Annotated in this window: 18 protein-coding genes; 8 read left to right on the forward strand and 10 right to left on the reverse strand. The window is 72.9% G+C overall.

The features are described from left to right. A partial coding sequence (locus H0H10_RS08415) for a phosphocholine cytidylyltransferase family protein (RefSeq protein WP_188180228.1) occupies positions 1–723 on the reverse strand: 723 nt, incomplete at its 3' end. Then, positions 720–2570: a DUF5941 domain-containing protein gene (locus tag H0H10_RS08420; protein ID WP_188180229.1), complete on the reverse strand. Its 1851-nt coding sequence runs from the start codon at positions 2568–2570 to the stop codon at positions 720–722. The genes H0H10_RS08420 and H0H10_RS08415, both read right to left, overlap by 4 nt. A 451-nt stretch (positions 2571–3021) precedes the next feature. On the opposite strand from H0H10_RS08420, the gene H0H10_RS08425 reads away from it, so the two are divergent. After that, the gene (locus tag H0H10_RS08425) at positions 3022–3966 is read left to right on the forward strand and encodes a cation diffusion facilitator family transporter (protein ID WP_188180230.1); all 945 of its coding nucleotides are present in this window, start codon (positions 3022–3024) and stop codon (positions 3964–3966) included. A 227-nt stretch (positions 3967–4193) separates the two neighbouring features. Further along, on the forward strand, positions 4194–4787 hold the full coding sequence (gene idi, locus H0H10_RS08430; protein WP_188180231.1) for an isopentenyl-diphosphate Delta-isomerase: 594 nt from the start codon (positions 4194–4196) through the stop codon (positions 4785–4787). A 7-nt stretch (positions 4788–4794) separates the two neighbouring features. On the opposite strand, the gene H0H10_RS08435 is transcribed toward idi, so the two are convergent. Next, positions 4795–5304, reverse strand: a complete 510-nt coding sequence (locus H0H10_RS08435) for an ATP-binding protein (protein ID WP_223179569.1) — start codon at positions 5302–5304, stop codon at positions 4795–4797. A 279-nt stretch (positions 5305–5583) separates the two neighbouring features. Here H0H10_RS08435 and H0H10_RS08440 point away from each other — a divergent pair, with 279 nt between their 5' ends. After that, the gene (locus H0H10_RS08440) at positions 5584–6339 is read left to right on the forward strand and encodes an enoyl-CoA hydratase/isomerase family protein (protein ID WP_188180233.1); all 756 of its coding nucleotides are present in this window, start codon (positions 5584–5586) and stop codon (positions 6337–6339) included. Here the strand turns inward: H0H10_RS08440 and H0H10_RS08445 are convergent. Together H0H10_RS08445 and H0H10_RS08450 are read right to left on the reverse strand one after the other, a co-directional pair. Beyond that, positions 6326–6961, reverse strand: a complete 636-nt coding sequence (locus tag H0H10_RS08445) for a DJ-1/PfpI family protein (protein ID WP_188180234.1) — start codon at positions 6959–6961, stop codon at positions 6326–6328. The two genes, H0H10_RS08440 and H0H10_RS08445, sit on opposite strands and share 14 nt — an antisense overlap. A gap of 37 nt (positions 6962–6998) precedes the next feature. Next, positions 6999–7958, reverse strand: coding sequence for a GlxA family transcriptional regulator (locus tag H0H10_RS08450; RefSeq protein WP_188180235.1), 960 nt, complete (start codon positions 7956–7958; stop codon positions 6999–7001). A gap of 113 nt (positions 7959–8071) precedes the next feature. Here H0H10_RS08450 and H0H10_RS08455 point away from each other — a divergent pair, with 113 nt between their 5' ends. From H0H10_RS08455 to H0H10_RS08460, 3 genes are all read left to right on the forward strand, one after another. After that, positions 8072–8941: an SCO6745 family protein gene (locus H0H10_RS08455; protein ID WP_188180236.1), complete on the forward strand. Its 870-nt coding sequence runs from the start codon at positions 8072–8074 to the stop codon at positions 8939–8941. Between the two features lie 98 nt (positions 8942–9039). Then, complete coding sequence (locus H0H10_RS40500) at positions 9040–9171, forward strand: LPFR motif small protein (RefSeq protein WP_309141751.1); 132 nt, start codon at positions 9040–9042, stop codon at positions 9169–9171. A gap of 117 nt (positions 9172–9288) precedes the next feature. Then, positions 9289–11652, forward strand: coding sequence for a Tex family protein (locus H0H10_RS08460; protein WP_188180237.1), 2364 nt, complete (start codon positions 9289–9291; stop codon positions 11650–11652). Positions 11653–11775: 123 nt separating this feature from the next. On the opposite strand, the gene H0H10_RS08465 is transcribed toward H0H10_RS08460, so the two are convergent. Continuing rightward, positions 11776–13416: an ABC-F family ATP-binding cassette domain-containing protein gene (locus H0H10_RS08465; RefSeq protein ID WP_188180238.1), complete on the reverse strand. Its 1641-nt coding sequence runs from the start codon at positions 13414–13416 to the stop codon at positions 11776–11778. 36 nt (positions 13417–13452) lie between these two features. Beyond that, positions 13453–14484, reverse strand: a complete 1032-nt coding sequence (locus H0H10_RS08470; protein WP_188180239.1) for an oxidoreductase — start codon at positions 14482–14484, stop codon at positions 13453–13455. Positions 14485–14550: 66 nt separating this feature from the next. On the opposite strand from H0H10_RS08470, the gene H0H10_RS08475 reads away from it, so the two are divergent. Next, entirely contained in the window at positions 14551–15504 is a 954-nt protein-coding gene (locus H0H10_RS08475; protein WP_188180240.1) for an FAD-dependent oxidoreductase, read from the forward strand. A gap of 21 nt (positions 15505–15525) precedes the next feature. Here H0H10_RS08475 and H0H10_RS08480 read toward each other — a convergent pair whose 3' ends face one another. The 3 genes from H0H10_RS08480 to H0H10_RS08490 form a co-directional block, all read right to left on the reverse strand. Beyond that, positions 15526–17256 carry a BCCT family transporter gene (locus tag H0H10_RS08480; protein WP_188180241.1) on the reverse strand — a complete coding sequence of 577 codons (1731 nt, stop codon included), beginning with the start codon at positions 17254–17256 and terminating at the stop codon, positions 15526–15528. An 82-nt stretch (positions 17257–17338) separates the two neighbouring features. Beyond that, complete coding sequence (locus H0H10_RS08485; RefSeq protein ID WP_188180242.1) at positions 17339–18619, reverse strand: M14 family metallopeptidase; 1281 nt, start codon at positions 18617–18619, stop codon at positions 17339–17341. Further along, positions 18616–20577 carry a Xaa-Pro dipeptidyl-peptidase gene (locus tag H0H10_RS08490; protein WP_188180243.1) on the reverse strand — a complete coding sequence of 654 codons (1962 nt, stop codon included), beginning with the start codon at positions 20575–20577 and terminating at the stop codon, positions 18616–18618. The genes H0H10_RS08485 and H0H10_RS08490 overlap by 4 nt, the downstream gene beginning before the upstream one ends. Positions 20578–20776: 199 nt before the next feature. Here H0H10_RS08490 and H0H10_RS08495 point away from each other — a divergent pair, with 199 nt between their 5' ends. After that, the gene (locus tag H0H10_RS08495; RefSeq protein WP_188180244.1) at positions 20777–22270 is read left to right on the forward strand and encodes a M1 family metallopeptidase; all 1494 of its coding nucleotides are present in this window, start codon (positions 20777–20779) and stop codon (positions 22268–22270) included. The last annotated feature ends 36 nt before the right edge of the window (positions 22271–22306 follow it).

Here is a 22306-nt window from a genome sequence, read left to right on the forward strand (position 1 = left end):
GGCGAGGTCGTCGTGGTTGTCGATCTCGACCCACTTGACGTCGCCGATCGGCGCCACGTCGACCTTGAAGCCGCGGTTCACCAGCTCCTGGTAGCCGTCCTCGTAGTACAGCTGCGGGTCCCGCTCGAAGGTCGCCTTCAGCGCGTCCGCCAGCTCGGCCGCCGCCTCGCCCTCGATCAGCGTGACACCGATGTACTCGCCGGTCGCCTCCGCCGGGTCCATCAGCTTGGTGATCCGCTGCACGCCCTTGTCCGGGTCGACGACGACCTTCATCTCCTCGTCGGCGAGCTTCTTCACCGTGTCGAGCGCGAGGATGATCTTCTTGCCGTCGCCGCGGGCCGCGAGCAGCGTCTTCTCCACGGAGACCGGGTGCACGGTGTCGCCGTTGGCGAGGATCACGCCGTCCTTGAGGGCGTCACGGCCGCACCACAGGGAGTAGGCGTTGTTCCACTCCTCGGCCTTGTCGTTGTCGATGAGGGTGAGCTTGAGGCCGTACTTCGCCTCCAGCGCCTCCTTGCGCGCGTACACCGCCTCCTTGCGGTACCCGACGATGATCCCGACCTCGGTCAGACCCACCTCGGCGAAGTTGCCCAGGGTCAGGTCCAGCACCGTCAGGCTGTCCTCCGCGCCCTCGGGCCCCACCGGCACCAGCGCCTTGGGCAGGGTGTCGGTGTAGGGGCGCAGACGCCGTCCGGCGCCGGCCGCCAGCACGAGGCCGATCATGCGGGTTCTCCTTCGTCGTGTACGGCGGGTGAGCCGCCCTTGTGGGCGGCGACCCAGAAGCGGATGCTCTCCACGAGCACCACGAGGGCGACGGCCACGGCGAGGACCGTGAGCGCGACCTTGAAATCAGTGGCGGTGAGCAGGACGGCCAGCACGGCGATCAGCAGCGTGCGCCCCTCGTGCCCCCCGATCGCCCGCACCAGCAGGCGCGGGGGCGCGCCCGCGTCGCCGCGGATGCGGTAGACCGTGTCGTAGTGATGGTAGGCGACCGCGGACACCAGTCCGAAAGCTGCCGGAAGTGCCCCGTTCACGTCCGCTTTGGCCGCCAGTACGAGGACGGTGCCGTACTCGGCGGCGCGGAAGAACGGGGGGACGAGCCAGTCGAGGGCGCCCTTGAGGGGGCGGGCGACGGCCAGGCCGGAGGTCAGGGCGTACCCGAGCGCGGCGACCGCCGGCCAGGGGCTGCCGAAGCCGGTCAGCGCGGCCGTGGCGACGACGGCGGCGCCGCCGAGGAGGGCGACGGCCGGGGCGGTGAAGCCGGGCAGCCGGCGGGCGGGCCGCTTGAAGGCGGCGGCGAAGCCCTCGGCGAGGGGGCCCGAGTCGGCGAGGTCGGCGAGCGCCTGCGCCGCCCGGTCCGTCCGCCGCGCCTTGCGGGTGAGCGAGCGCAGCACCCGGCCCGCGGTGGTGTACGTCGCGGCGAAGGCGCAGCCGATCAGCAGGACGTAGAAGGTGATCCGCGGGGTGGTGGCCGCGGTCAGGACGGCGATCATGGCCCAGCGTTCGCCGATCGGCAGGACGATCATGCGGCGCAACCAGACGGTCCAGCCGACGCTGTCCAGCCTGTCGGAGAGGGCGGCGGTGGGGCTGGTGTTGGCGGTGGCGTCGTGGTTGGCCTCGTTGAAGGAGAAGTCCACGACGTGCCGGCAGGTCTGGAGGACCATCGCGCCGAGGGCGAGGGCCCACACGTCGTCGCCGCCGCGGGCGGCTCCGAGGGCGAGGCCGGCGTAGTAGGCGTACTCCTTGGCGCGGTCGAAGGTGGCGTCCAGCCAGGCGCCGAGCGTGGAGTACTGCAGGGAGTAGCGGGCGAGCTGCCCGTCGGTGCAGTCGAGGACGAAGGAGGCGATCAGCAGGATGCCGGCGGCGACGAAACCGCCGCGGGTGCCGGTGGCGGCGCAGCCCGCCGCTATGAGCGCGGTGAGCAGCGAGGCGGTGGTGACCTGGTTGGGGGTCAGACCGCGCCGGGCGCACCAGCGGGCGATGTAGCGGGAGTAGGGGCTGATGAAGAAGGTGGTGAAGAAGCCGTCGCGGCCTTTGACGGCCGACTTCAGGCGCACGGCCTCCTCGTCGACCGAGGCCACCGCCTGCCGTGCCTCGTTGCGGGCCTGCGGGTCGGCGGGGACGGCGGCGACGAGGCTGCCCAGCTCGGGCCGGTGCACGGCCTCGCCGTCGGCGTCGAGGACGGCGACGATCCGGTCGGCGAGGCTGTCGACGTCCCTCACGATCGACGCTCGCGCGGGGGCGCCCCCACCGGCCGTGCCGGCGCCGGCGGAGTTCTCGCGGGCCATCGCCCGGGTCAGCGCCTGGCGGGCGTCCGGCTGGGCCGTCACGGCACCCGGGACGGCGGCGAGCGGGAAGCGCGGGTCGGTGAGGCCGAGGCGCAGGGCGTGCAGGTGGCCCACGAAGCGGGCGTCGACCACGGCGACCCGTTCCCCGGCGGGCACGCGGGCCAGCAGGGTCTCGGCGTCGGCGGCGTCGGCAGCGGGGCGCACGTCGAAACCGAGGGACCGCAGATCGTCCTCGATCGACGAACCGGGGACCGGCTGACCGGTGAGGATGGCGGTCGACAACCGAACTCACTCCCTGGGTGCCGACGCCGGGGCGCCGGGCCTGTGCATGGTGGGGCGCCCGTGCCTGCGGCACCCGGGCGGCATGTCGGCAGAGGCTATCGGATGCCCGGAGCGCCGCGTTCACCGCCCGTTTCACGGTCGGTCGCCGCGACGTGCACCCGTCTTTGCCGCGATCATCATCGTGGATCCGGGGCCCGCCCCACAAACCGCGCTCCCAGAACGGACATCGTGGACATCGCGCCGGGTGGTGAGTCGTCCGCCCGGCCGAACGGCGCCGCCGCAGTCCGTCGCCGGCGGACGCCGGTGGGCCGGGCCCGCGCTGCTGCGGCGCTCTGACCTGGGCAACGTTTTTGCAGGTCAGGGCACATGACAACGGTGTTCAGTGCCGCGTTGCGGATACCCCCCTCCCGTAGTTGACTGTGCTCCGGACGCACACGGAGAGGCGGCTTTCATGGGGGCTGGGCACGATCACGGGCACGGGCACGCGCACGGCGCTCCCGCCGGCGGCACGGTGACCGCCGCGTACCGCGGCAGACTGCGGGTGGCGCTGGCGATCACCCTCACCGTCATGGTCGTCGAGATCGTGGGCGGTGTGCTCGCCGACTCGCTCGCGCTGATCGCCGACGCGGCACACATGGCGACGGACGCGGTGGGCCTCGGCATGGCGCTGCTGGCGATCCACTTCGCGAGCCGCCCGCCGAGCGACCGGCGGACGTTCGGGTACGCCCGCGCGGAGATCCTGGCCGCCCTCGCCAACTGTCTGCTGCTCCTCGGGGTCGGCGGTTATGTCCTGTACGAGGCGATCGAGCGGTTCATGACGCCCGCCGGCACCGAGGGCGGGCTGACCGTGGTGTTCGGCGCGGTCGGCCTGGTGGCGAACATGGTGTCGCTGACGCTGCTGATGCGCGGGCAGCGGGAGAGCCTGAACGTGCGCGGCGCCTTCCTGGAGGTCGCGGCGGACGCCCTGGGCTCCCTGGCCGTGATCGTCTCGGCACTGGTGATCCTGGGCACGGGCTGGCAGCCGGCCGACCCGATCGCCTCGCTGGTCATCGGCCTGATGATCGTGCCGCGCACCTTGCGGCTGCTGCGCGAGACGCTCGACGTGCTGCTGGAGGCGGCACCCAAGGACGTGGACATCGCCGAGGTGCGCTCCCACATACTGGCGCTGGACGGGGTGGAGGACGTCCACGACCTGCACGCCTGGACGATCACCTCGGGAATGCCGGTGCTGTCGGCGCACGTGGTGGTGAGCACCGAGGTGCTGACCGCGATCGGCCACGAGAAGATGCTGCACGAGCTGCAGGGCTGCCTCGGCGACCACTTCGACGTGGAGCACTGCACCTTCCAGCTGGAGCCCGGCGGCCACGCGGAGCACGAGGCCCGGCTGTGTCACTGAGTCCCCGGCTCCGTCGCTGAGTCCCCGGCCCTGTCACCGGTTCTCGGACGGTTCCCGGTTCCCGCCGCCGGGCACGATCTTCTACCGGGTCCCCTTCCGGCGTCCGACCGGTGACGGCCGCGGCCCGCGCCGCCGGGCGCGGGGACATGCGGGTGCGCCGCGAAGTGCCGGGAGTGCCGGATTCGTACGGCACACTTGGGGCGCGAGGACCGATGCGAAGGATGGGTATGCCGATCACACCTGCCGCCGAGACGCACAGCTCGTCGAGCGGCGCCGCAGACGCGATTTTGCTGGAACTGGTCGACGAGAACGGCGTCACGATCGGCACCGAGGAGAAGCTCGCCGCGCACCAGCCGCCGGGGCTGCTGCACCGCGCCTTCTCCGTGTTCCTCTTCGACGAGCGCGGCCGGCTGCTGCTCCAGCAGCGCGCGCTGGGCAAGTACCACTCCCCCGGCGTGTGGTCCAACACCTGCTGCGGTCACCCCTACCCCGGCGAGGCGCCCTTCGCGGCGGCGGCCCGGCGGACGTACGAGGAGCTGGGGGTCTCCCCGTCGCTGCTCGCCGAGGCGGGCACGGTGCGCTACAACCACCCCGACCCGGCCTCCGGTCTGGTCGAGCAGGAGTACAACCACCTGTTCGTCGGCCTGGTGCAGGCACCCGTGCGGCCCGATCCCGAGGAGGTGGCGCAGACGGCCTTCGCGACCCCGGCCGAGCTGGCCGAGCGGCACGCGAAGGACACGTTCTCGGCGTGGTTCATGACGGTGCTGGACGCGGCCCGTCCCGCGGTCCGGGAGCTGACGGGCCCGTCCGCCGGCTGGTGAGGCGCCCCTACGGCAGCTGAGCGTGTTTGAGCGGCAGGGCGGCCCAGATCACCTTGCCGCCGCTCGCCGTGTGCGCGACGTCGCAGGCCCCGCCGGCCTCCCGGGCGATCTCGCGCACCAGGAGCAGTCCGCGTCCGCCGGTCCGGCCGTGGTCGGCCTCCAGGGCGGTCGGGCGGTAGGGGTGGTTGTCCTCCACGGACACCCGGACCCACTCGGGGCCGACGGCGACCTCCACGGCGAGCATCGGGGACAGCAGCGCCGCGTGCCGGACGGCGTTCGTGACCAGCTCCGAGACGATCAGCAGCAGGCCCTGGGTCACGTCGTCGGAGACCGGTACCCCCTGGCGCAGCAGCAGGTCCCGCACGGCGTGCCGGGCCTGCGGGACCGAGACGTCGACGGCGGGGGCGGTGAACCGCCAGACGCCTTCGTACGGCAGCGGCCCGGTGGGCCCGGTCTCGTCGGGGGCCGCTGCCGGGCCCTCTGGGCGTGGGCCGGGCCCGCGCCCGTGGTTGTCCATCGTCCGGTCGCCACCCTTGCGCTCGATTGTCACCACACCCCTGAGTGTTGGTAACGAGTCGCTCCGCTCCGGAGACCTGAACACAAGTCGGCGGATATCGAGCGTTTCTGATCGTTGGCGTATGACACGGTCAGTTGTGGGACTGTTCCTGCCCCGCTTGCGCCGACTCGGCGAACTATTCGGGTTGTACGGGTTTGGCGGCTCCCGCACCCGTCCGCCCGACCGGTTCCGCGAGAGGTCCTTCCGGGGCCCTGCCCGGGCCCCGATAGCATCCGGCGCATGGAGCCGCAGCTGCTGCACCGGGTCGCCGACTCGGTCGCCACCGTCGTCGTCCACCACCCCGCCAAGCGCAACGCCATGACGGCCGCGATGTGGCGGGCGCTCCCGCCGCTGCTCGACGCCCTGGCGGGCGATCCGGCGGTGCGGGCGCTGGTGCTCACCGGCGAGGGCGCGACCTTCTGCGCCGGGGCCGACATCTCGGCCCTGCGCGAGTCGGCCGAGGAGGCGCAGGGGCTCGCCGTGCGCGCCGAGGAGGCGCTCGCCGCCTTCCCCAAGCCCACGCTGGCGGCGGTCCGGGGGCACTGCGTGGGCGGCGGGGCCCAGTTGGCCGCGGCCTGCGATCTGCGGTTCGCCGAGGAGGGGGCGCTGTTCGGGGTGACGCCGGCCAAGCTGGGCGTCGTCTATCCGGCGTCCGCGACCCGGCGGCTGGTGTCGCTGGTGGGGCCGGCCACCGCCAAGTACCTGCTGTTCTCGGGCGAGTTGATCGACGCCGGGCAGGCACTGCGCACGGGCCTGGTCGACGAGGTGCTGCCCGAGGGCGAACTCGGCAAGCGCGTCGCGGAGTTCACCCGGATCCTGGTGTCGCGCTCGCAGCTGACCCAGGCCGCGGCGAAGGAGTTCGCGGACGGGCGCACCGACCGGGACGCGCACTGGTCCGCACAGGCACGCGGCAGCGGCGACACCGCGGAGGGCGTCGCCGCGTTCCTGGAGCGCAGGCAGCCGCGCTTCACCTGGAGCGTGCCTACGTCAGGATGAACCGGCTCCTGCCGCGGAACTCCTCGACGAGGTGCGCGGGCGCCTTCTGCGGGGACCCGGCGTCGTAGGGCGGCTGCGGGTCGTACTCGGTGAGCAGCTGCACGGCCCGGGCGTGGTCGTCGCCGGCGATCCGGCCGAGCAGGGTGAGCCCCATGTCGATGCCGGAGGAGACGCCGGCCGCGGTGACGTACTTGCCGTCGGTGACCACCCGCTCCCCCGTCGGCTCGGCGCCGAACCGCTTCAGGAAGTCCAGGGCCAGCCAGTGCGAGGTGGCCCGGCGGCCCCGGAGCAGCCCGGCGGCGGCGAGCAGAAGGGAGCCGGTGCACACCGAGGTGGTCCAGGTGCTGGTGGCGTCGGCGGTGCGCAGCCAGTCCAGCAGGGCCTCGTTCTCCATCTGCGGGGTCTGCCCGGGTCCGCCCGGGACGACGACGATGTCGGGGGCCGGGACGTCCGCGAGGGTCCTGTCGGCGGTGAGGGCGAGGTTCCCGGTCTCGTTGCGGACCGGGCCGGTCCGCTCGGCGACGAAGACGGTCTCGGCGTCCGGGAGGCGGCCGAGGGTCTCGTACGGGCCCACGGCGTCGAGTGCGGTGAAGCGGTCGTAGAGGACGATGGCGATCTGCACGGGTTTCCTTCCCATGGTGTCGGCGGTGGTGCGGGGCTCAGTGGACGGGGGCGGGACGGAACCGGCGGCGGTACTCGGCCGGTGAGGTGCCGAGTGCCCTGAGGAAGGCGCGGCGCATGGCCTCGGGCGTGCCGTAGCCGCTGGCGCGGGAGATCTCCTCGACGCCGTCGGCGGTGTCCTCCAGCAGGCGGCGGGCGTGTTCGAGGCGGACCCGGTCGACGTACCGGCCGGGTGTGGTGCCGGTCTCGGCCTGGAAGGCACGGGCGAAGTGGCGCGGGGAGAGCCGGGCGCGGGCGGCGAGGGACCCGACGCTCAGGTCGGCGCCGGGGTGCTCGGTGATCCACTGCTGGACCTCCCGCAGGGGCTCGCGGCGCGCGGTCTGGGCGGCGAGCTGGGCGCTGAACTGCGACTGGTTCCCGGGCCGGCGCAGGAAGACGACCAGGTGGCGGGCGACGGTGAGGGCCACGTCCCGGCCCAGGTCCTCCTCGACCAGGGCCAGGGCGAGGTCGATGCCCGAGGTGACGCCGGCGGAGGTGGCGATGTGCCCGTCCCGGACGTAGATGGGGTCGGGGTCGACGTCGACGGCCGGGTGGTCGCGGGCGAGCTTGTCGCAGTAGGCCCAGTGCGTGGTGGCCCGGCGCCCGTCCAGGAGTCCGGCCGCGGCGAGCAGGGCCGCCCCGGTGCACACGGAGACCAGTCTGCGGGCGCGGGGGCCGTGCCGGCGCAGCCAGTCGGTCAGGCGCGGGTCGGGCCTGCGGGTGCCCTGGCCGCCGGGGACCAGGAGGGTGTGCGGCTCCGGCGCGGCGGCGAGGGCCAGGTCCGGTACGAGGGCCAGTCCGCTGGAGGTGCGCACGGGGCGCCCGTCCAGGGAGGCCGTCCGGATGCGGTACATCCCCGGCGTGTGCTTCTCGGCGCCCGCGAAGACCTCCACGGGGCCGGTGACGTCGAGGCTCTGGACGTCGTCGAAGAGGACGACGAGGACGGTTCGCTGCGCCATGCACACGATTGTTTTCCCACCCGGCGACGGCCGCAATGACGAGTTCCCCACCTTTCCTGCCATGCCGCGCGGGGCCGTGGAGGGCGTACTGAGCGGTTGGTAACGTGCGCGGCATGACGACTGCCACCCTCGACGGACGCGCCGCGCGCCGCTGCCACAACGCGCTCAACTCGCTGCACTCGACGCACTACTTCTCGCCCGACCTGGGCCGGGAAGCGGGTGCTCTCGGCATCACCGAACCCCAGGCCGTCAACTTCGCGGTGCGGGCCGCCGCCCTCGGACCGGTCGGGGCCGGTGCGGTGGCGGCGACGTTCTACAACTACAAGTACGAGCTCGTCGCCCGGCACGTGCCCGCGGTGTGGGCGACGGCCGGCCCGGAGCAGGTCCTGGCCGCGCGCCTGCGGGCCGTCGACGCGACGCTGCGCCGCCTGCTGGGCGAGGACGCCGTGACGTCCGCGGACATGGCGGAGGCCGCCCGCCTGGCGCTGCGGGCCGCCGAGGGCTGTTCGCGCAGCGCCCGCCCGCTGTACTCCGCCCACGCCGATCTGCCCGTGCCCGAGGAGCCCCACCTGGCGTACTGGCACGCCGCGACCCTGCTGCGCGAGCACCGGGGCGACGGGCACCTCGCCGCGCTGATGGCCGCCGGTCTCGACGGCCTGGAGGCGCTGGTGACCCACACCGCGACCGGCAAGGGCCTGGCGCCCAAGTGGGTCTTCAGCACCCGTGGCTGGACGCGGCAGGAGTGGGACGCGGCGACGGCCCGGCTGCGGGACCGGGGCCTGCTCGACGAGGACGGCGAACTGACCGGGCGGGGCGTCGCGCTGCGCGAGGAGATCGAACACGAGACGGACCGGCTGGACGCGGCCCCCTACGCGCACCTGGGCGACAAGGACGTGGCGCGCCTGACGGAGCTCGCGGCGGCCTTCGCACGCACCGCGCTCGGCGCCGGTGCCTTCCCGGCGGACCTGCTCGGCAAGCGGTGAGCACGGCGGCCCGGCGCGTCCCCCGGGCATGCCGGGCCGTCGCCGAGGTACCCGTGCCTCTCCCGGCCGCAGGGGCCGGGAGAGGAAAGGAGTTCTTCGTGTTCCGTGCCATCGCAGACGTACTGCGCCAGATCGGCGGCGCCGTCGCCACCGTGGTGACGCTTCCCTTCCGGGCCCTGGCCCGGCTCTTCGGCGGGGCCTCGTCCGCCGGACACGGCCGCAGGGTCTGAAGCCCCCGGGCGGCTCACCGGGAGCCACGACCGGCCGGTGCGGCGCCCTGATCCCCGATTGTCGGCACCACCTGCCACAATTGCCGCGCAACCTCAGTGAGAAGGCGGTACGGGATCGTGACGACACCCGGGTCCAGCGGGTCCATTGCACCAGGGTCCATCGAAGGCAGGATCGCCGAGGAGCTCGGCGTACGGGAGCGGCAGGTGAAGGCCGCGGTGGAGCTGCTCGACGGCGGCTCGACGGTGCCCTTCATCGCCCGCTACCGCAAGGAAGCCACCGAGATGCTCGACGACGCGCAGCTGCGCACGATCGAGGAGCGGCTGCGCTATCTGCGTGAACTGGAGGACCGGCGTTCGGCGATCCTCGACTCGGTGCGCGAGCAGGGCAAGCTCACCGACGAGCTGGAGGCGCGGATCCGCGGGGCGGAGACCAAGGCGCGCCTGGAGGACATCTACCTGCCGTTCAAGCCGAAGCGGCGCACCAAGGCGCAGATCGCGCGCGAGGCCGGCCTGGAGCCGCTGGCCGAGGGGCTGCTCGGTGATCCGGGCGTCGACCCGCTCGCCGCGGCCGCCGCGTTCGTCGACGCCGCCAAGGGCGTGGCCGACGCGCAGGCCGCGCTGGACGGGGCCCGGGCGATCCTCACGGAGAAGTTCTCGGAGGACGCCGACCTGATCGGGGAGCTGCGCGAGCGGATGTGGACGCGGGGCCGGCTGGCCGCCAAGGTGAAGGAGGGCAAGGAGGAGGCGGGCGCCAAGTTCGCCGACTACTTCGGCTTCGCCGAGCCGTTCACCGAGCTGCCCTCGCACCGGATCCTGGCGATGCTGCGGGGTGAGAAGGAGGAGGTCCTCGACCTCGTCCTCGAACCGGAGGAGCCCACCGACGGTCCGTCGTCGTACGAGGGGATCGTCGCGAGCCGGTTCGGGATCGCCGACCGCGGCCGGCCCGGCGACAAGTGGCTCGCCGACACGGTCCGCTGGGCCTGGCGCACCCGCATCCTGGTGCACCTCGGCATCGACCTCAGGCTGCGGCTGCGCACGGCCGCCGAGGACGAGGCGGTGAACGTGTTCGCCGCGAACCTGCGCGACCTGCTGCTGGCCGCCCCGGCCGGTACGCGCGCGACGCTCGGCCTCGACCCGGGCTTCCGCACGGGTGTCAAGGTCGCCGTGGTCGACGCCACCGGCAAGGTCGTGGCCACCGACGTGATCCACCCGCACGTCCCGGCCAACCGCTGGGACGAGGCGATCGCCAAGCTGGCGCGGCTGGCGAAGGAGCACGCGGTCGAACTGATCGCCATCGGCAACGGCACGGCGTCCCGCGAGACCGACAAGCTCGCCGGGGAGCTCATCGCCAAGCACCCGGAGCTGAAGCTCACCAAGGTGATGGTGTCCGAGGCGGGCGCCTCCGTGTACTCGGCCTCCGCCTTCGCCTCGCGGGAGCTGCCGGACATGGACGTCTCGCTGCGCGGCGCGGTGTCCATCGCCCGCCGGCTCCAGGACCCGCTGGCCGAGCTGGTGAAGATCGACCCGAAGTCGATCGGCGTCGGCCAGTACCAGCACGACCTGTCCGAGGTGAAGCTGTCGCGCTCGCTGGACGCGGTGGTCGAGGACTGCGTCAACGGCGTGGGCGTGGACGTCAACACGGCGTCGGCACCGCTGCTCGCCCGCGTCTCGGGCATCACCTCCGGGCTCGCCGAGAACATCGTGGCCCACCGGGACACCAACGGACCGTTCAGGTCCCGGGCCGAGCTGAAGAAGGTGCCGCGGCTCGGGCCGAAGGCGTACGAGCAGTGCGCGGGCTTCCTGCGGATCCGGGGCGGCGACGACCCGCTGGACGCGTCCAGCGTGCACCCCGAGGCGTACCCGGTGGTGCGCCGGATGGTGAAGACCACCGGGCAGGAGGTGGCCTCCCTGGTCGGCAACACGGCGGTGCTGCGGTCGCTGAAGCCGACGGACTTCGTGGACGAGACGTTCGGTCTGCCGACGGTGACGGACATCCTCAAGGAGCTGGAGAAGCCGGGGCGCGACCCGCGGCCGGCGTTCCGGACGGCCAGCTTCAAGGAGGGTGTGGAGAAGATCTCCGACCTGTCGTCCGGGATGGTCCTGGAGGGTGTCGTCACGAACGTCGCGGCGTTCGGGGCGTTCGTGGACGTCGGTGTGCACCAGGACGGGCTGGTGCACGTGTCCGCGATGTCGAAGACGTTCGTCAAGGATCCGCGCGATGTGGTCAAGCCCGGGGACATCGTCAAGGTGAAGGTGCTGGACGTCGACATTCCGCGCAAGCGGATCTCGTTGACGTTGCGGTTGGACGACGAGGCTGCTCCGCAAGGGGAGCAGCGGGGGGCGCAGCGGGGTGGGCGGCCGCCGAAGCAGCGGCAGCAGCAACAGCGCCAGGGGCGCGGTGGGGATCGTGGTGGGCGGCAGGCTCCGCCGCCTGCCAACGGGGCGATGGCCGACGCGTTGCGGCGGGCCGGGTTGGCCTAGTCGTCCGGTGCGCCGGGTGCCCCTGCGTTGTGGGGGCGCCCGGCGTTGTGGCTCAGGGGTGGGGTGCGCAGCCCGGCGCTGACGGGGTGCCGCCCGCGGGCTGACGGCATCGACTGCCCGCAGCTAGGTCCGTTCCGTCACCTTGCCGTGGGTCACCTCCAGGCGGCGGGTGACCCTTACGGCGTTCAGCATGCGGCGGTCGTGGGTGACCAGGAGGAGGGTGCCCTCGTAGGCGTCCAGGGCCGATTCCAGTTGTTCGATGGCCGGCAGGTCGAGGTGGTTGGTCGGCTCGTCCAGGACCAGGAGGTTGACGCCCCGGCCCTGGAGCAGGGCCAGGGCGGCCCTCGTGCGTTCGCCCGGGGAGAGCGTGGAGGCCGGGCGCAGGACGTGGTCGGTCTTGAGGCCGAACTTGGCGAGCAGGGTGCGGATGTCGGCCGGTTCGGTGTCCGGGGTCGCCGTGCGGAAGGCGTCGAGCAGCGATTCGGGCCCGTGGAACAGCTTGCGTGCCTGGTCGACCTCGCCGAGCAGGACGCCGGAGCCCAGCGCCGCGTGCCCCGCGTCGAGCGGGACGCGGCCCAGGAGGGCGCCGAGCAGGGTGGACTTGCCCGCGCCGTTCGCCCCGGTGACCGCGACCCGGTCCGCCCAGTCGATCTGGAGGCAGACCGGGCCGAGGACGAAGCCGCCGCGCCGTACCTCGGCGTCCCGCAGGGTGGCGACCACCGCGCCCGACCTCGGGGCCGAGGCGATCTCCATGCGCAGTTCCCACTCCTTGCGGGGTTCCTCGACGACCTCCAGCCGTTCGATCATGCGCTGGGTCTGGCGGGCCTTGGCGGCCTGCTTCTCGCTGGCCTCGCTGCGGAACTTGCGGCCGATCTTGTCGTTGTCGCCCGCCTTGCGCCGGGCGTTCTTGACGCCCTTGTCCATCCAGGCGCGCTGCATCTGGGCCCGGTCCTGGAGGGCCGCCCGCTTGTCGGCGTACTCCTCGTACTCGTCGCGGGCGTGCCGGCGGGCCACCTCGCGTTCCTCCAGGTACGCCTCGTAGCCGCCGCCGTAGAGGTTGATCCGCCGCTGGGCGAGGTCGAGTTCGAGGACCTTGGTGACGGTGCGGGTGAGGAACTCGCGGTCGTGGCTGACGACGACCGTGCCGGCGCGCAGTCCGGTCACGAAGCGTTCGAGGCGTTCCAGGCCGTCCAGGTCGAGGTCGTTGGTCGGCTCGTCCAGCAGGAAGACGTCGTAGCGGGACAGGAGCAGGGAGGCGAGACCGGCGCGTGCCGCCTGGCCGCCGGACAGCGACGTCATCGGCTGGTCGAGGTCCACCGCGAGGCCCAGGGCGTCGGCGGTCTCCTCCGCGCGGTCGTCGAGGTCGGCGCCGCCGAGGGCGAGCCAGCGCTCCAGGCTCGTCGCGTACGCGTCGTCGGCGCCGGGGGCTCCGTCCACCAGCGCCTGGGTGGCCTCGTCCATCGCCCGCTGGGCCTCGGTCACGCCGGTGCGGCGGGCCAGGAACGCCCGGACGGTCTCGCCGGGCCGGCGCTCCGGCTCCTGCGGCAGGTGACCGACGGTCGCCGTCGGCGGGGACAGGCGCAGCTCGCCCTGTTCCGGTGCGGTCAGTCCGGCGAGCATCCGCAGCAGGGTGGACTTGCCCGCGCCGTTGGCCCCGACCAGCCCGATGACGTCCCCGGGCGCGACGACGAGGTCGAGCCCGGTGAACAGGGAGCGGTCCGCGTGGCCGGCGGCGAGGTTCTTGGCGACGAGGGTGGCAGTCATCAGAGCGCCGATCCTAACGGCCGGCGCTCCTCCCGTTCAGCCGGGTTTCCGGCGGGTCACGGCCTCCACCAGCACGCTGCCCGACTCCCTCGCCACGACGAAGGACTCCCCCTTCGCCGTCTTCGGGTCCAGGGGGATGCGGTGGCTGCCCGGTTCAAGGATCCCGTCGAAGACCTCGTGGGTGTGGGTGCGGTTCAGGCGGTCGACGCGGTACGCGGTGAGCCGCACCCGGCAGGGCGAGCTGACCTCGACGTCCGCGGCGCCGTCGGCCGCGGCCAGCCGGGTCAGGCGGCGCCGCTCCACCGGGCCGCGGTCCAGGGCGTGTTCGATCTGGGCGACGAGCAGCGGGACGATCGGGGCGAGGCCGTCGACGTAGGCCACGTCGACCCCGGCGCCGGTGAAGGCGCGGCGGACGGCGGCCCGCTCCTGTTCGCCGACCGAGCGGCCGAAGGCGACGGCTCCGTAGGCGCGCAGTTCGTCGGCCGGGACGTCACCGGCGTCACGGGTGATGTCGGCGCCGATGCCGATGGTGCGCAGCGCGGCGGCGAGCCTGGCGAGCAGGGCGACGCGGTCGCCAATCAGCAGGACGCGGCGGCCGGTGTGCGCGGTGCCGTCGAGCAGGGCGGCCAGCGCCGCGCGGTACTCGGCGCCGGAGAAGCGGAACGGGCCGATGCCGTGGTAGCCGTTGAGCTCCAGGTCGGCGTGTTCGCCGGTCTGCCAGGCGAAGTCCCGCCAGACGAAGTCGTCGCCGTCGCGCCGGATCACGGCGGTCACGGCGCCGCAGGCCAGGTCCTCGCACTCGGGACAGCCGTAGATGACGTACCGGCCGCCGGGCAGCGGGGCGTCGGTCTCCAGCAGCAGGCTGCGGACCTGCGCGGTGAAGATGGCGGGCGGGATGTCGGAGGCGAGCGGCGAGACGGCGTCCAGGTCGGAGAGCCGGAACAGCAGGGGACGTCCGTCGACGATGAAGTCCACGAAGTCCCGGTGGACCTGGTAGTCGCCGTCGGAGAGGACTCCCCCGGCCCGCATCGCCGGTGCCAGACCGAAGGTCGCGTACTCGGCAGCCATGCGGTGAGTATTCCCGGCGCGGCACCGATGTGCGCACGGCGCGGCGTATTCGGTTAACGTCCCGGTGTGGGCAGCGAACCGGGTGACGAGGTCGTCGTGGTCGGCGGCGGGGTGATCGGTCTGACGACGGCCGTGGTGCTCGCCGAGAGCGGCAGGCGGGTGCGGCTGTGGACGCGGGACCCCGTCGAGCGCACCACCTCGGCGGTCGCCGGCGCGCTGTGGTGGCCCTACCGCATCGAGCCGGTCGTGTCGGCGCGGGAGTGGGCGCTGCATTCCCTGGGCGTGTACGAGGAGTTGGCGGCACGGCCCGGGCTGACCGGCGTACGCATGGTCGAAGGAGTGCTGGGCGAGACGGACCTGGACGAGGCCGGCGGCTGGGCCGGCGCCCGGCTGCCAGGGCTGCGGGCGGCGACCACCCAGGAGTACGGCGGGACGGGGCTGTGGGCCCGGCTGCCGCTCATCGACATGCGGGCTCATCTGCCGTGGCTGCGGGAGCGGTTGCTGGCGGCGGGCGGGGTGGTGGAGACGCGGGCGGTGACCGGCCTGGCGGAGGCCGGGGCGCCGGTCGTGGTCAACTGCACGGGGCTGGGCGCCCGGGACCTGGTGCCGGACGCGTCCGTGCGTCCGGTGCGCGGGCAGCTGGTCGTCGTGGAGAACCCGGGCATCCGCACCTGGCTGGTCTCCACCGACCCCGTCTCGGGGGAGATGGCGTACTTCTTCCCGCAGCCCGGCCGGCTCGTCCTGGGCGGCACGGCCCAGGAGGACTCGTGGGCGGCGGAGCCGGACCCGGCCGTGGCGGAGGCGATCGTCCGGCGGTGCGCGGCGCTGCGGCCGGAGATCGCCGGGGCGCGGGTGCTGGAGCACCGGGTGGGCCTGCGGCCGGCGCGGGACGCGGTGCGGCTGGAGCGCGAGGAGCTGCCGGACGGGCGGCTGCTGGTGCACAACTACGGGCACGGCGGCGCGGGCGTGACCGTGGCCTGGGGCTGTGCGCGGGAGGCGGCGCGGCTCGCCTCCCGCTGACCGGGGTCCGCCCGCGTCCGGTCAGTCGTGCTTGTTGCCGATCGGATCGCCCTCCACGTCGGTGCCGGCGCCCGGTCCGATGCGGATCTCGAAATCGCCGTCGTACCGGCGGTGACCCTCGATGACGGCCATCCCGACCGCCTCGGAACCCATTTCGCCGCGCACGATGAGCGGGTCCCGGCGCAGGTCGCGCATGAGGGCGACGCACATGAAGATCATCACGATGACGAACGGGGCCGCCGCGAGGATCGTCAGGTTCTGCAGGCCGGTGAGCGCGTCGCCCTGGCCGCTGCCGACCAGGAGCATGATGGCCGCGACCGCCCCGGTGACCACACCCCAGAACACCACCACCAGACGGCCCGGTTCGAGCGCGCCCCGCTGCGAGAGGGTGCCCATGACGATCGAGGCGGCGTCGGCGCCCGAGACGAAGAAGATGCCGACGAGGACCATCACCAGCAGGCTGGTGACGGTGGCGATGGGGAACTCCCGCAGCACGGCGAAGAGCTGGCCCTCGGGGGTCGTCTCCGCGCCGAGGCGTCCCTGTTCCTGCATCTTCATCGCCGAGCCGCCGAAGACGGCGAACCAGACCAGGCTGACCGTGCTGGGCACGAGGATGACGCCGCCGACGAACTGCCGGATCGTGCGGCCCCGGCTGATGCGGGCGATGAACATACCGACGAAGGGCGTCCAGGAGATCCACCAGGCCCAGTAGAAGACGGTCCAGCTGCCCAGCCAGTCCGCGACGCCCTCGCCGCCGCTGGCCTCGGTGCGGCCGGCCAGCTGCGGCAGTTCGCCGAGGTAGGCGAAGACCGAGGTGGGCAGCAGGTCGAGGACGATGATGGTCGGGCCTGCGACGAACACGAACAGGGCGAGCAGCAGGGCCAGCACCATGTTGGTGTTGGACAGCCACTGGATGCCCCGCTCCACGCCCGAGACGGCGGACACGACGAAGGCAGCGGTCAGCACCGCGATGATGCCGACGAGCAGCCCGGTGCTCACCTTGTCCATCCAGTCCAGTTCCTGCACACCGGAGCCGATCTGCAGCGCGCCGAGCCCGAGCGAGGCCGCGGAGCCGAAGACGGTGGCGACGATCGCGAGCATGTCGATGATGCGCCCGCCCACGCCGTTCGCGTGCTTCTCGCCCATGAGCGGGGTGAACACGGCGCTGATGGTCTGGCGGCGGCGCCTGCGGAAGGTGCTGTAGGCGATGCCCAGGCCGACCACGGCGTAGATGGCCCACGGATGGAGCGTCCAGTGGAAGAGCGTGGTGGCCATGGCCAGTTCCATGCGCTGGCCGGAGTCGGCCGGGTCGGTGCCGGGCGGGGCCGTCGTGTAGTGCGCCAGCGGCTCGCTCACGCCGTAGAACATCAGGCCGATGCCCATGCCCGCGCTGAACATCATCGCGACCCAGGACACCGTGCGGAACTCGGGCTCCTCGCCCTCGGCGCCGAGGTGGATCCGGCCGTAGCGGCTGACGGCGAGCCAGAGCGCGAAGACGACGAACCCGGAGGCGGCCAGCATGAACGCCCAGCCGCCGTTGTGCATCAGGCCGCTGAGCGCGCTGCTGGAGACGTCCTCCAGGGAGTCCGTCGCGGCCGCGCCCCAGACGACGAAGGCGAGGGTCAGTACGGCGGTGACCCCGAACACGACCCGGTCGGTCCGGGGCCGTTCCGGCCCGGCGAGGCCCGCTTCCGAACCCGGCAGCGAGCCCTTCGGGAAGTGATCGTTGTCGCTTGGTCGGTCCTGCGTCACAGGCGGCACCTTTCAGCGAGTCGACGAGGCCGAGAATGACCCCTGGTAGGCCCTTACCACATGTGACGCAGAACTCACCCCATCAGCAGTTCATGTCCGGTTCACCCGCCGTCAGGTGGTATGCCGCGCGCTCGTCGAGCAGCAGCGGCACGAGGGCGCGCAGCGGCTGACGCAGCGGTACGCGGGCGCCGTCGCCGTCCGGGCGCACCCGTACGCCGTGCAGCGCGAGTTCGTCCTTCACCTCCGCGTACTGACCAGGGGTGAGCCGGTACCCGCAGGGCGGGTCCTGGATCACCTGGGCGGGGTCGGGCGGGTCGTTGTCCGCGCCGCCGACGTAGACCGGTCCGGTGTCGGCGAGGCCGGCCAGCCGGGCCGCGCCGGTCGCCGCCTCGATGCGTCCGCGGCGCTCGTCCGAGTAGGCGGACAGGCCGCGCAGCGCGGCGAGTTGGGAGGCGACCCGGCGCCGGTTGTTCAGTGCCTCGTCCCGCTGCTCGGCGTCCGTGAGGGCGTCGACACGGCTCTCGATGAGCAGGCCGACCGCGTGCTTGACGCCGGACATGTTGCGCAGGATGCGTTCCTGGCCGTCCCCGGCGGTCTGTTTGACCGGGTCGCCGGTGACGGGGTCGGTCCAGATGCCGTAGGTGCCGGTCGAGTAGCCGGCCCCCTCGGCGGCGGGGCGGACGTACGCCCGGGACAGGGTCTCGGCCTCGTCGTGGACCGCCGCGTCGGTGTTGAGGTTGCGGGGCCACAGGTCGAACAGGTCCTTGTCGTAGTACGGGGGTGTGGCCCCGTACTCGTGCAGGTCGTAGACGACGTCGGGGCGCCGGTCGCGGACCACGGCGGCCAGGGCGCGTGCCTCGGCCGTGCGCAGGGCGAGGTGGTCGCGGTTGACGTCCACCCCGTCGCCGTTGCCGCGGGTGTCGGCGGCCCGGCCGTCGGGGTTGGCGGTGGGGATCACCAGCACGGTCGTGCGGTCCAGGAAGCGCCGGGTCCGCCGGTCCTCGGCGTACGCGAGGTCGCGGACCGTGGACAGGCAGGCCTCGCGGCCGGAGGGTTCGTCGCCGTGCTGGCTGCACACGAGGAGCACCTTGTTCGGGGCGGAGTGCCTGCCGATCGTGACGAGTTGCAGCGGCCGGCCCTGTTTCGTGGTGCCGATGCGGTCGACGGCGACGCGGGCGCTCGCCCGGTCGGCGGCGGCGAGGAGGGCCTGTTCCTCGGGCTGGGTGGTCCAGCGGGCGCCGTGGGACTGCTCGAAGCCGGTGCGCGGCGGGGAGTGCGGGATACCGGCGGCCTGGGCCGGTGCCGCGACGAGCGACGCGGCGAGGGCGGCCGCGGTCAGGGTCAGGGCGTGGAAACGGTTCACTGGCCTCCGTCCGGGACGCGGTGGGTGGTGTGCGGCGCGGTCACGCCGTCGAGGGGCGTGACCGCGCCCGCCGAAGCGGCCGGTGCCGCGCCGGAGGTGGCCCGGGCGAACGCGGCCGTGCCGCCGACGAACGGTACGCGGGCCGACGTGCGGGAGAGGTCCAGGGTGAGCGTCGGCGTGTCGGCGGGCGGGTCGATGAGGTCCTTGTCGGTGCCCGCGACGATCAGCGCGAGGCGGTGGCCGGCCGGGACGACGTGGTCGGTGGCCGCCAGGTCCAGGGTGATGGTGTGGGCCTTGCCCGGGGTGAGCGGGACGCCCCGCCACTTGGACGCGTGGTTGCCGAGGTCGGCCCAGCCGCGGCTGACGACCGTGTACTCCACGTCGGCCGTCTTGGCCGCGGTCTCCTTGTAGCAGGCACTGTCGCCCGCGGTGCTCGCGCCCCAGCAGGTGCGGTCGGTGAGCGTGGTGATGCCCTCGCCGCCGTCGGCGTAGTCGCGGATCGTGTCGGGGCCGAGGTCGACGAGGACGGCGGAGAGATGGGCCGTCCGGGTGGTCGGGGTCGCGGTCACGGTCACCGTGGAGGAGCCGGACAGGCGCAGGTCGCGGCTGAGCGGACGGGTGACGAACCCGGCCTTGTGCGGGGTCGGCTCGTCGATGTGCGCGGCCCAGTCGGTCTCGCTCAGCGACGGGTCGTCGGTGAAGCTCTCACTGCCGCGGTTCGTGCGCAGGCCGAGGGTGCCGACGCCCGGCCGGTCGCCCTCGCCGGGGTGCAGCGTGGTGGTCCGCGTGCCGCGCGGCGGCCAGCTCTCGGAGGTGACCCACCGGTCGGGGCTGCGTTCGATGTCGGCCATGGGTTCGCGGTCGATGCCGTTGTCGTAGCCGAGGAGTTCGTGGTCGAACCAGCGGTGCAGGGTCTCGACCCACTCGGCGCGGCGGAAGTCGAACGGGTCGACGTGGCCGGTCTGAGAGAGCCAGATCTTGCGGTCGACGCCGTTCTTCGCCAGGGCGTCCCACCAGGGCCCGACGTGCTGCATGCGGACGTTGAGGTCCTGCATGCCGTGGACGAGGAAGACGCTCGCCCGGACCTTGCCCGCGTCCTTCACGTAGTCGCGTTCGGTCCACAGGCGCGTCCAGTCGCCGGTGCGGGGCGCGCCGTCGACGAGCCTTTGCTGGACGGCGTCGCACCGGGCGCGGGCGTCGGGGCTGTTGACGTAGTCCGACAGCCAGTCGGGGCCCGAGCCGTACAGCGGGGCGCCCTTGGTGAAGTAGTAGTCGTACCAGGAGGAGATCGCGGCGATGGGGACGATCGTCTCCAGGCCCTCGACGCCGGTGGCGGCGACGCCGTTGGCGATGGTGCCGTCCCAGCTCTTGCCGATCATCCCGGTGCGGCCGTTGGTCCAGGTGGCCGCGGCGCGCTCGGTGCCGGTGCGGGTGGTGTACGCCTTCGCACGGCCGTTCAGCCAGTCGACGACGGCCTTCGCGGACTGGATGTCGGAGCGGCCGCCGACGTCGACACAGCCGTCGGAGCGGTTGGTGCCGGCCAGGTCGACGCCGATGACGGCATAGCCGCGCGGCACGAAGTAGTTGTCGTAGAACAGCGGCATCTGGACGACGTCGCCGTCGGCGTCGTACGTCTTCTTCTGGCTCTCGTTGCCGCGCCCGCAGCAGGAGTAGTAGGGGCTGGCGTCCATGATGACCGGGATCTTCCGGCCCTGCCGCGCGGGTTCGCGCGGGCGGACGATGTCGACGGCGACCCGGTCGTCCTCGCCGTCGCCGTCCCCGTCGTATCCGGTGTCCACCCAGACGGCCTCACGGATGGCGTCGTCGTAGGAGTGGACGGGTTCGCTGCGGCTCGGGGCGGCCTCGGCCGCCGTGGGCGAGAGGAAGGCTGCCATGAGGGCGGCGGTGGCCGCCGTCGCGAGCGGTCTCCAGATCGTGAAGCGCATGCGTGTCGGCATGCGCGGGACGGTACATCGGTCAACTGCCGGGCAGAAGAGGGCATGCGGGAAGCGCACGGGGATCGTGAGGGAGCCGTGGCGGGTGTCGTATGACGGCCGGATGGCGATCGTGTGACAGCGGCGGCCATGGACACGGCTGGGCTGACAGGGACTCAATAGGATCCGAACAGACTTCCACCTCCTACCGTTTGGAGCCTTCGTGCACCGCAGAATCACCGTGCCGGCCGCACTGGGCGCCGCCTCCGTCATGCTGGCGATCCCGGCCTCGGCGGCGAGCCCCTCCACCGGCGCTCCGGGCATCGGCGACCCCTACTACCCGGCCTACGGCAACGGCGGATACGACGTCTCCCACTACGACCTGCGCCTGAAGTACCAGCCGGCCACCGACCGGCTGGAGGGGACGGCGACGATCCTGGCGCGGACCACCCAGGACCTGACACGCTTCAATCTGGACTTTCTGCTGGACGTCGGCGAGGTGAGGGTGAACGGCGCGAAGGCGTCCTTCGCGACCTCCGGCGAGCACGAGCTGGAGATCACGCCGAAGAGCCCGCTGCGCAAGGGAACGCCCGTCACCGTCGTGGTCCGCTACAGCGGCGTGCCGTCGTCGGAGCAGGCGTACGGCTTCACCAGCTGGCACCGCACCCCGGACGGCGGTGTCGCCGCCAACGAGCCCGAGGCGGCCTGGTGGTGGTTCCCGAGCAACGACCACCCGCTCGACAAGGCCACCTACGACGTGTCCGTGCAGGTGCCGGACGGCACCCAGGCCATCTCCAACGGCACGCTCCAGTCGACCGTCTCGCGGCTCGGCTGGACCCGCTGGAACTGGCGGTCCGACAAACCACAGGCCACCTACCTCGCGACGCTGGCCGTCGGCAGGTTCGACCTCACCACGGGTACCACCGAGGGCGGCATTCCGGTCGTCAACGCGTACAGCAAGGACCTGGGCGCCCGCGACGGCGCGGCACGGGCCAGCGTGGAGCGGACCGGGGAGGTCGCCGACTGGCTGACCGGGTACTTCGGGCCCTACCCGTACAACGCGCTCGGCGGATACGTGCCGAACACGGACACCGGGTACGCGCTGGAGACGCAGACCCGGCCGTTCTACAGCCCGCGGCAGTTCGCGAACGGCTCGAACGTGTCCGTCGTCGTCCACGAGCTGGCCCACCAGTGGTACGGCGACCTCGTGTCCGTGCGCGGCTGGAAGGACATCTGGATCAACGAGGGCTTCGCGCGGTACGCGCAGTGGCTGTGGTCCGAGCACGAGGGCGAGGGCACGGCGCAGGAGCTGGCCGACTACACCTACGCCTCGCATCCGGCGGACGACCCGTTCTGGACGGTGCGGCCCGGTGACCCGGGGCCGGAGAACCAGTTCGACATCGCCGTGTACGACCGGGGCGCGCTGGCCCTGCAGGCGCTGCGGAACGAGATCGGCGACGAGGCGTTCTTCACCCTGCTGAAGGGCTGGCCGCAGAAGTACGCCCATGGCAACGCGTCCGTCGCCGACTTCCGGCGGTACGCCGAGGAGGTGACCGGCCGGCCGCTTGACGCGCTGTTCGACACCTGGCTGTACCAGCCGTCGAAGCCGGCCGCGCCGGCGGCGCGCGCGGCCGCCCTCGCGACGGCGTCGGACGCGCCCGCGCAGCCGAAGTCGTGGAAGAAGATCGCCGCGACGAACGACGTGCACGAGCACTGACGCGCCGGGTGCCGCCCGGCGGTCTACGGTGGGTGC

Origin of the sequence: Streptomyces griseicoloratus (assembly GCF_014534645.1) — a bacterium.
Taxonomy (GTDB): domain Bacteria; phylum Actinomycetota; class Actinomycetes; order Streptomycetales; family Streptomycetaceae; genus Streptomyces; species Streptomyces griseicoloratus.

Coding starts and splice junctions, on each gene's coding strand:
- H0H10_RS08425 (WP_188180230.1), top strand. CDS start 3,022: ATGGGGGCTGGGCACGATCACGGGCACGGGCACGCGCACGGCGCTCCC.
- idi (WP_188180231.1), top strand. CDS start 4,194: ATGCCGATCACACCTGCCGCCGAGACGCACAGCTCGTCGAGCGGCGCC.
- H0H10_RS08435 (WP_223179569.1), bottom strand. CDS start 5,304: ATGGACAACCACGGGCGCGGGCCCGGCCCACGCCCAGAGGGCCCGGCA.
- H0H10_RS08440 (WP_188180233.1), top strand. CDS start 5,584: ATGGAGCCGCAGCTGCTGCACCGGGTCGCCGACTCGGTCGCCACCGTC.
- H0H10_RS08450 (WP_188180235.1), bottom strand. CDS start 7,958: ATGGCGCAGCGAACCGTCCTCGTCGTCCTCTTCGACGACGTCCAGAGC.
- H0H10_RS08455 (WP_188180236.1), top strand. CDS start 8,072: ATGACGACTGCCACCCTCGACGGACGCGCCGCGCGCCGCTGCCACAAC.
- H0H10_RS08465 (WP_188180238.1), bottom strand. CDS start 13,416: ATGACTGCCACCCTCGTCGCCAAGAACCTCGCCGCCGGCCACGCGGAC.
- H0H10_RS08470 (WP_188180239.1), bottom strand. CDS start 14,484: ATGGCTGCCGAGTACGCGACCTTCGGTCTGGCACCGGCGATGCGGGCC.
- H0H10_RS08490 (WP_188180243.1), bottom strand. CDS start 20,577: ATGCCGACACGCATGCGCTTCACGATCTGGAGACCGCTCGCGACGGCG.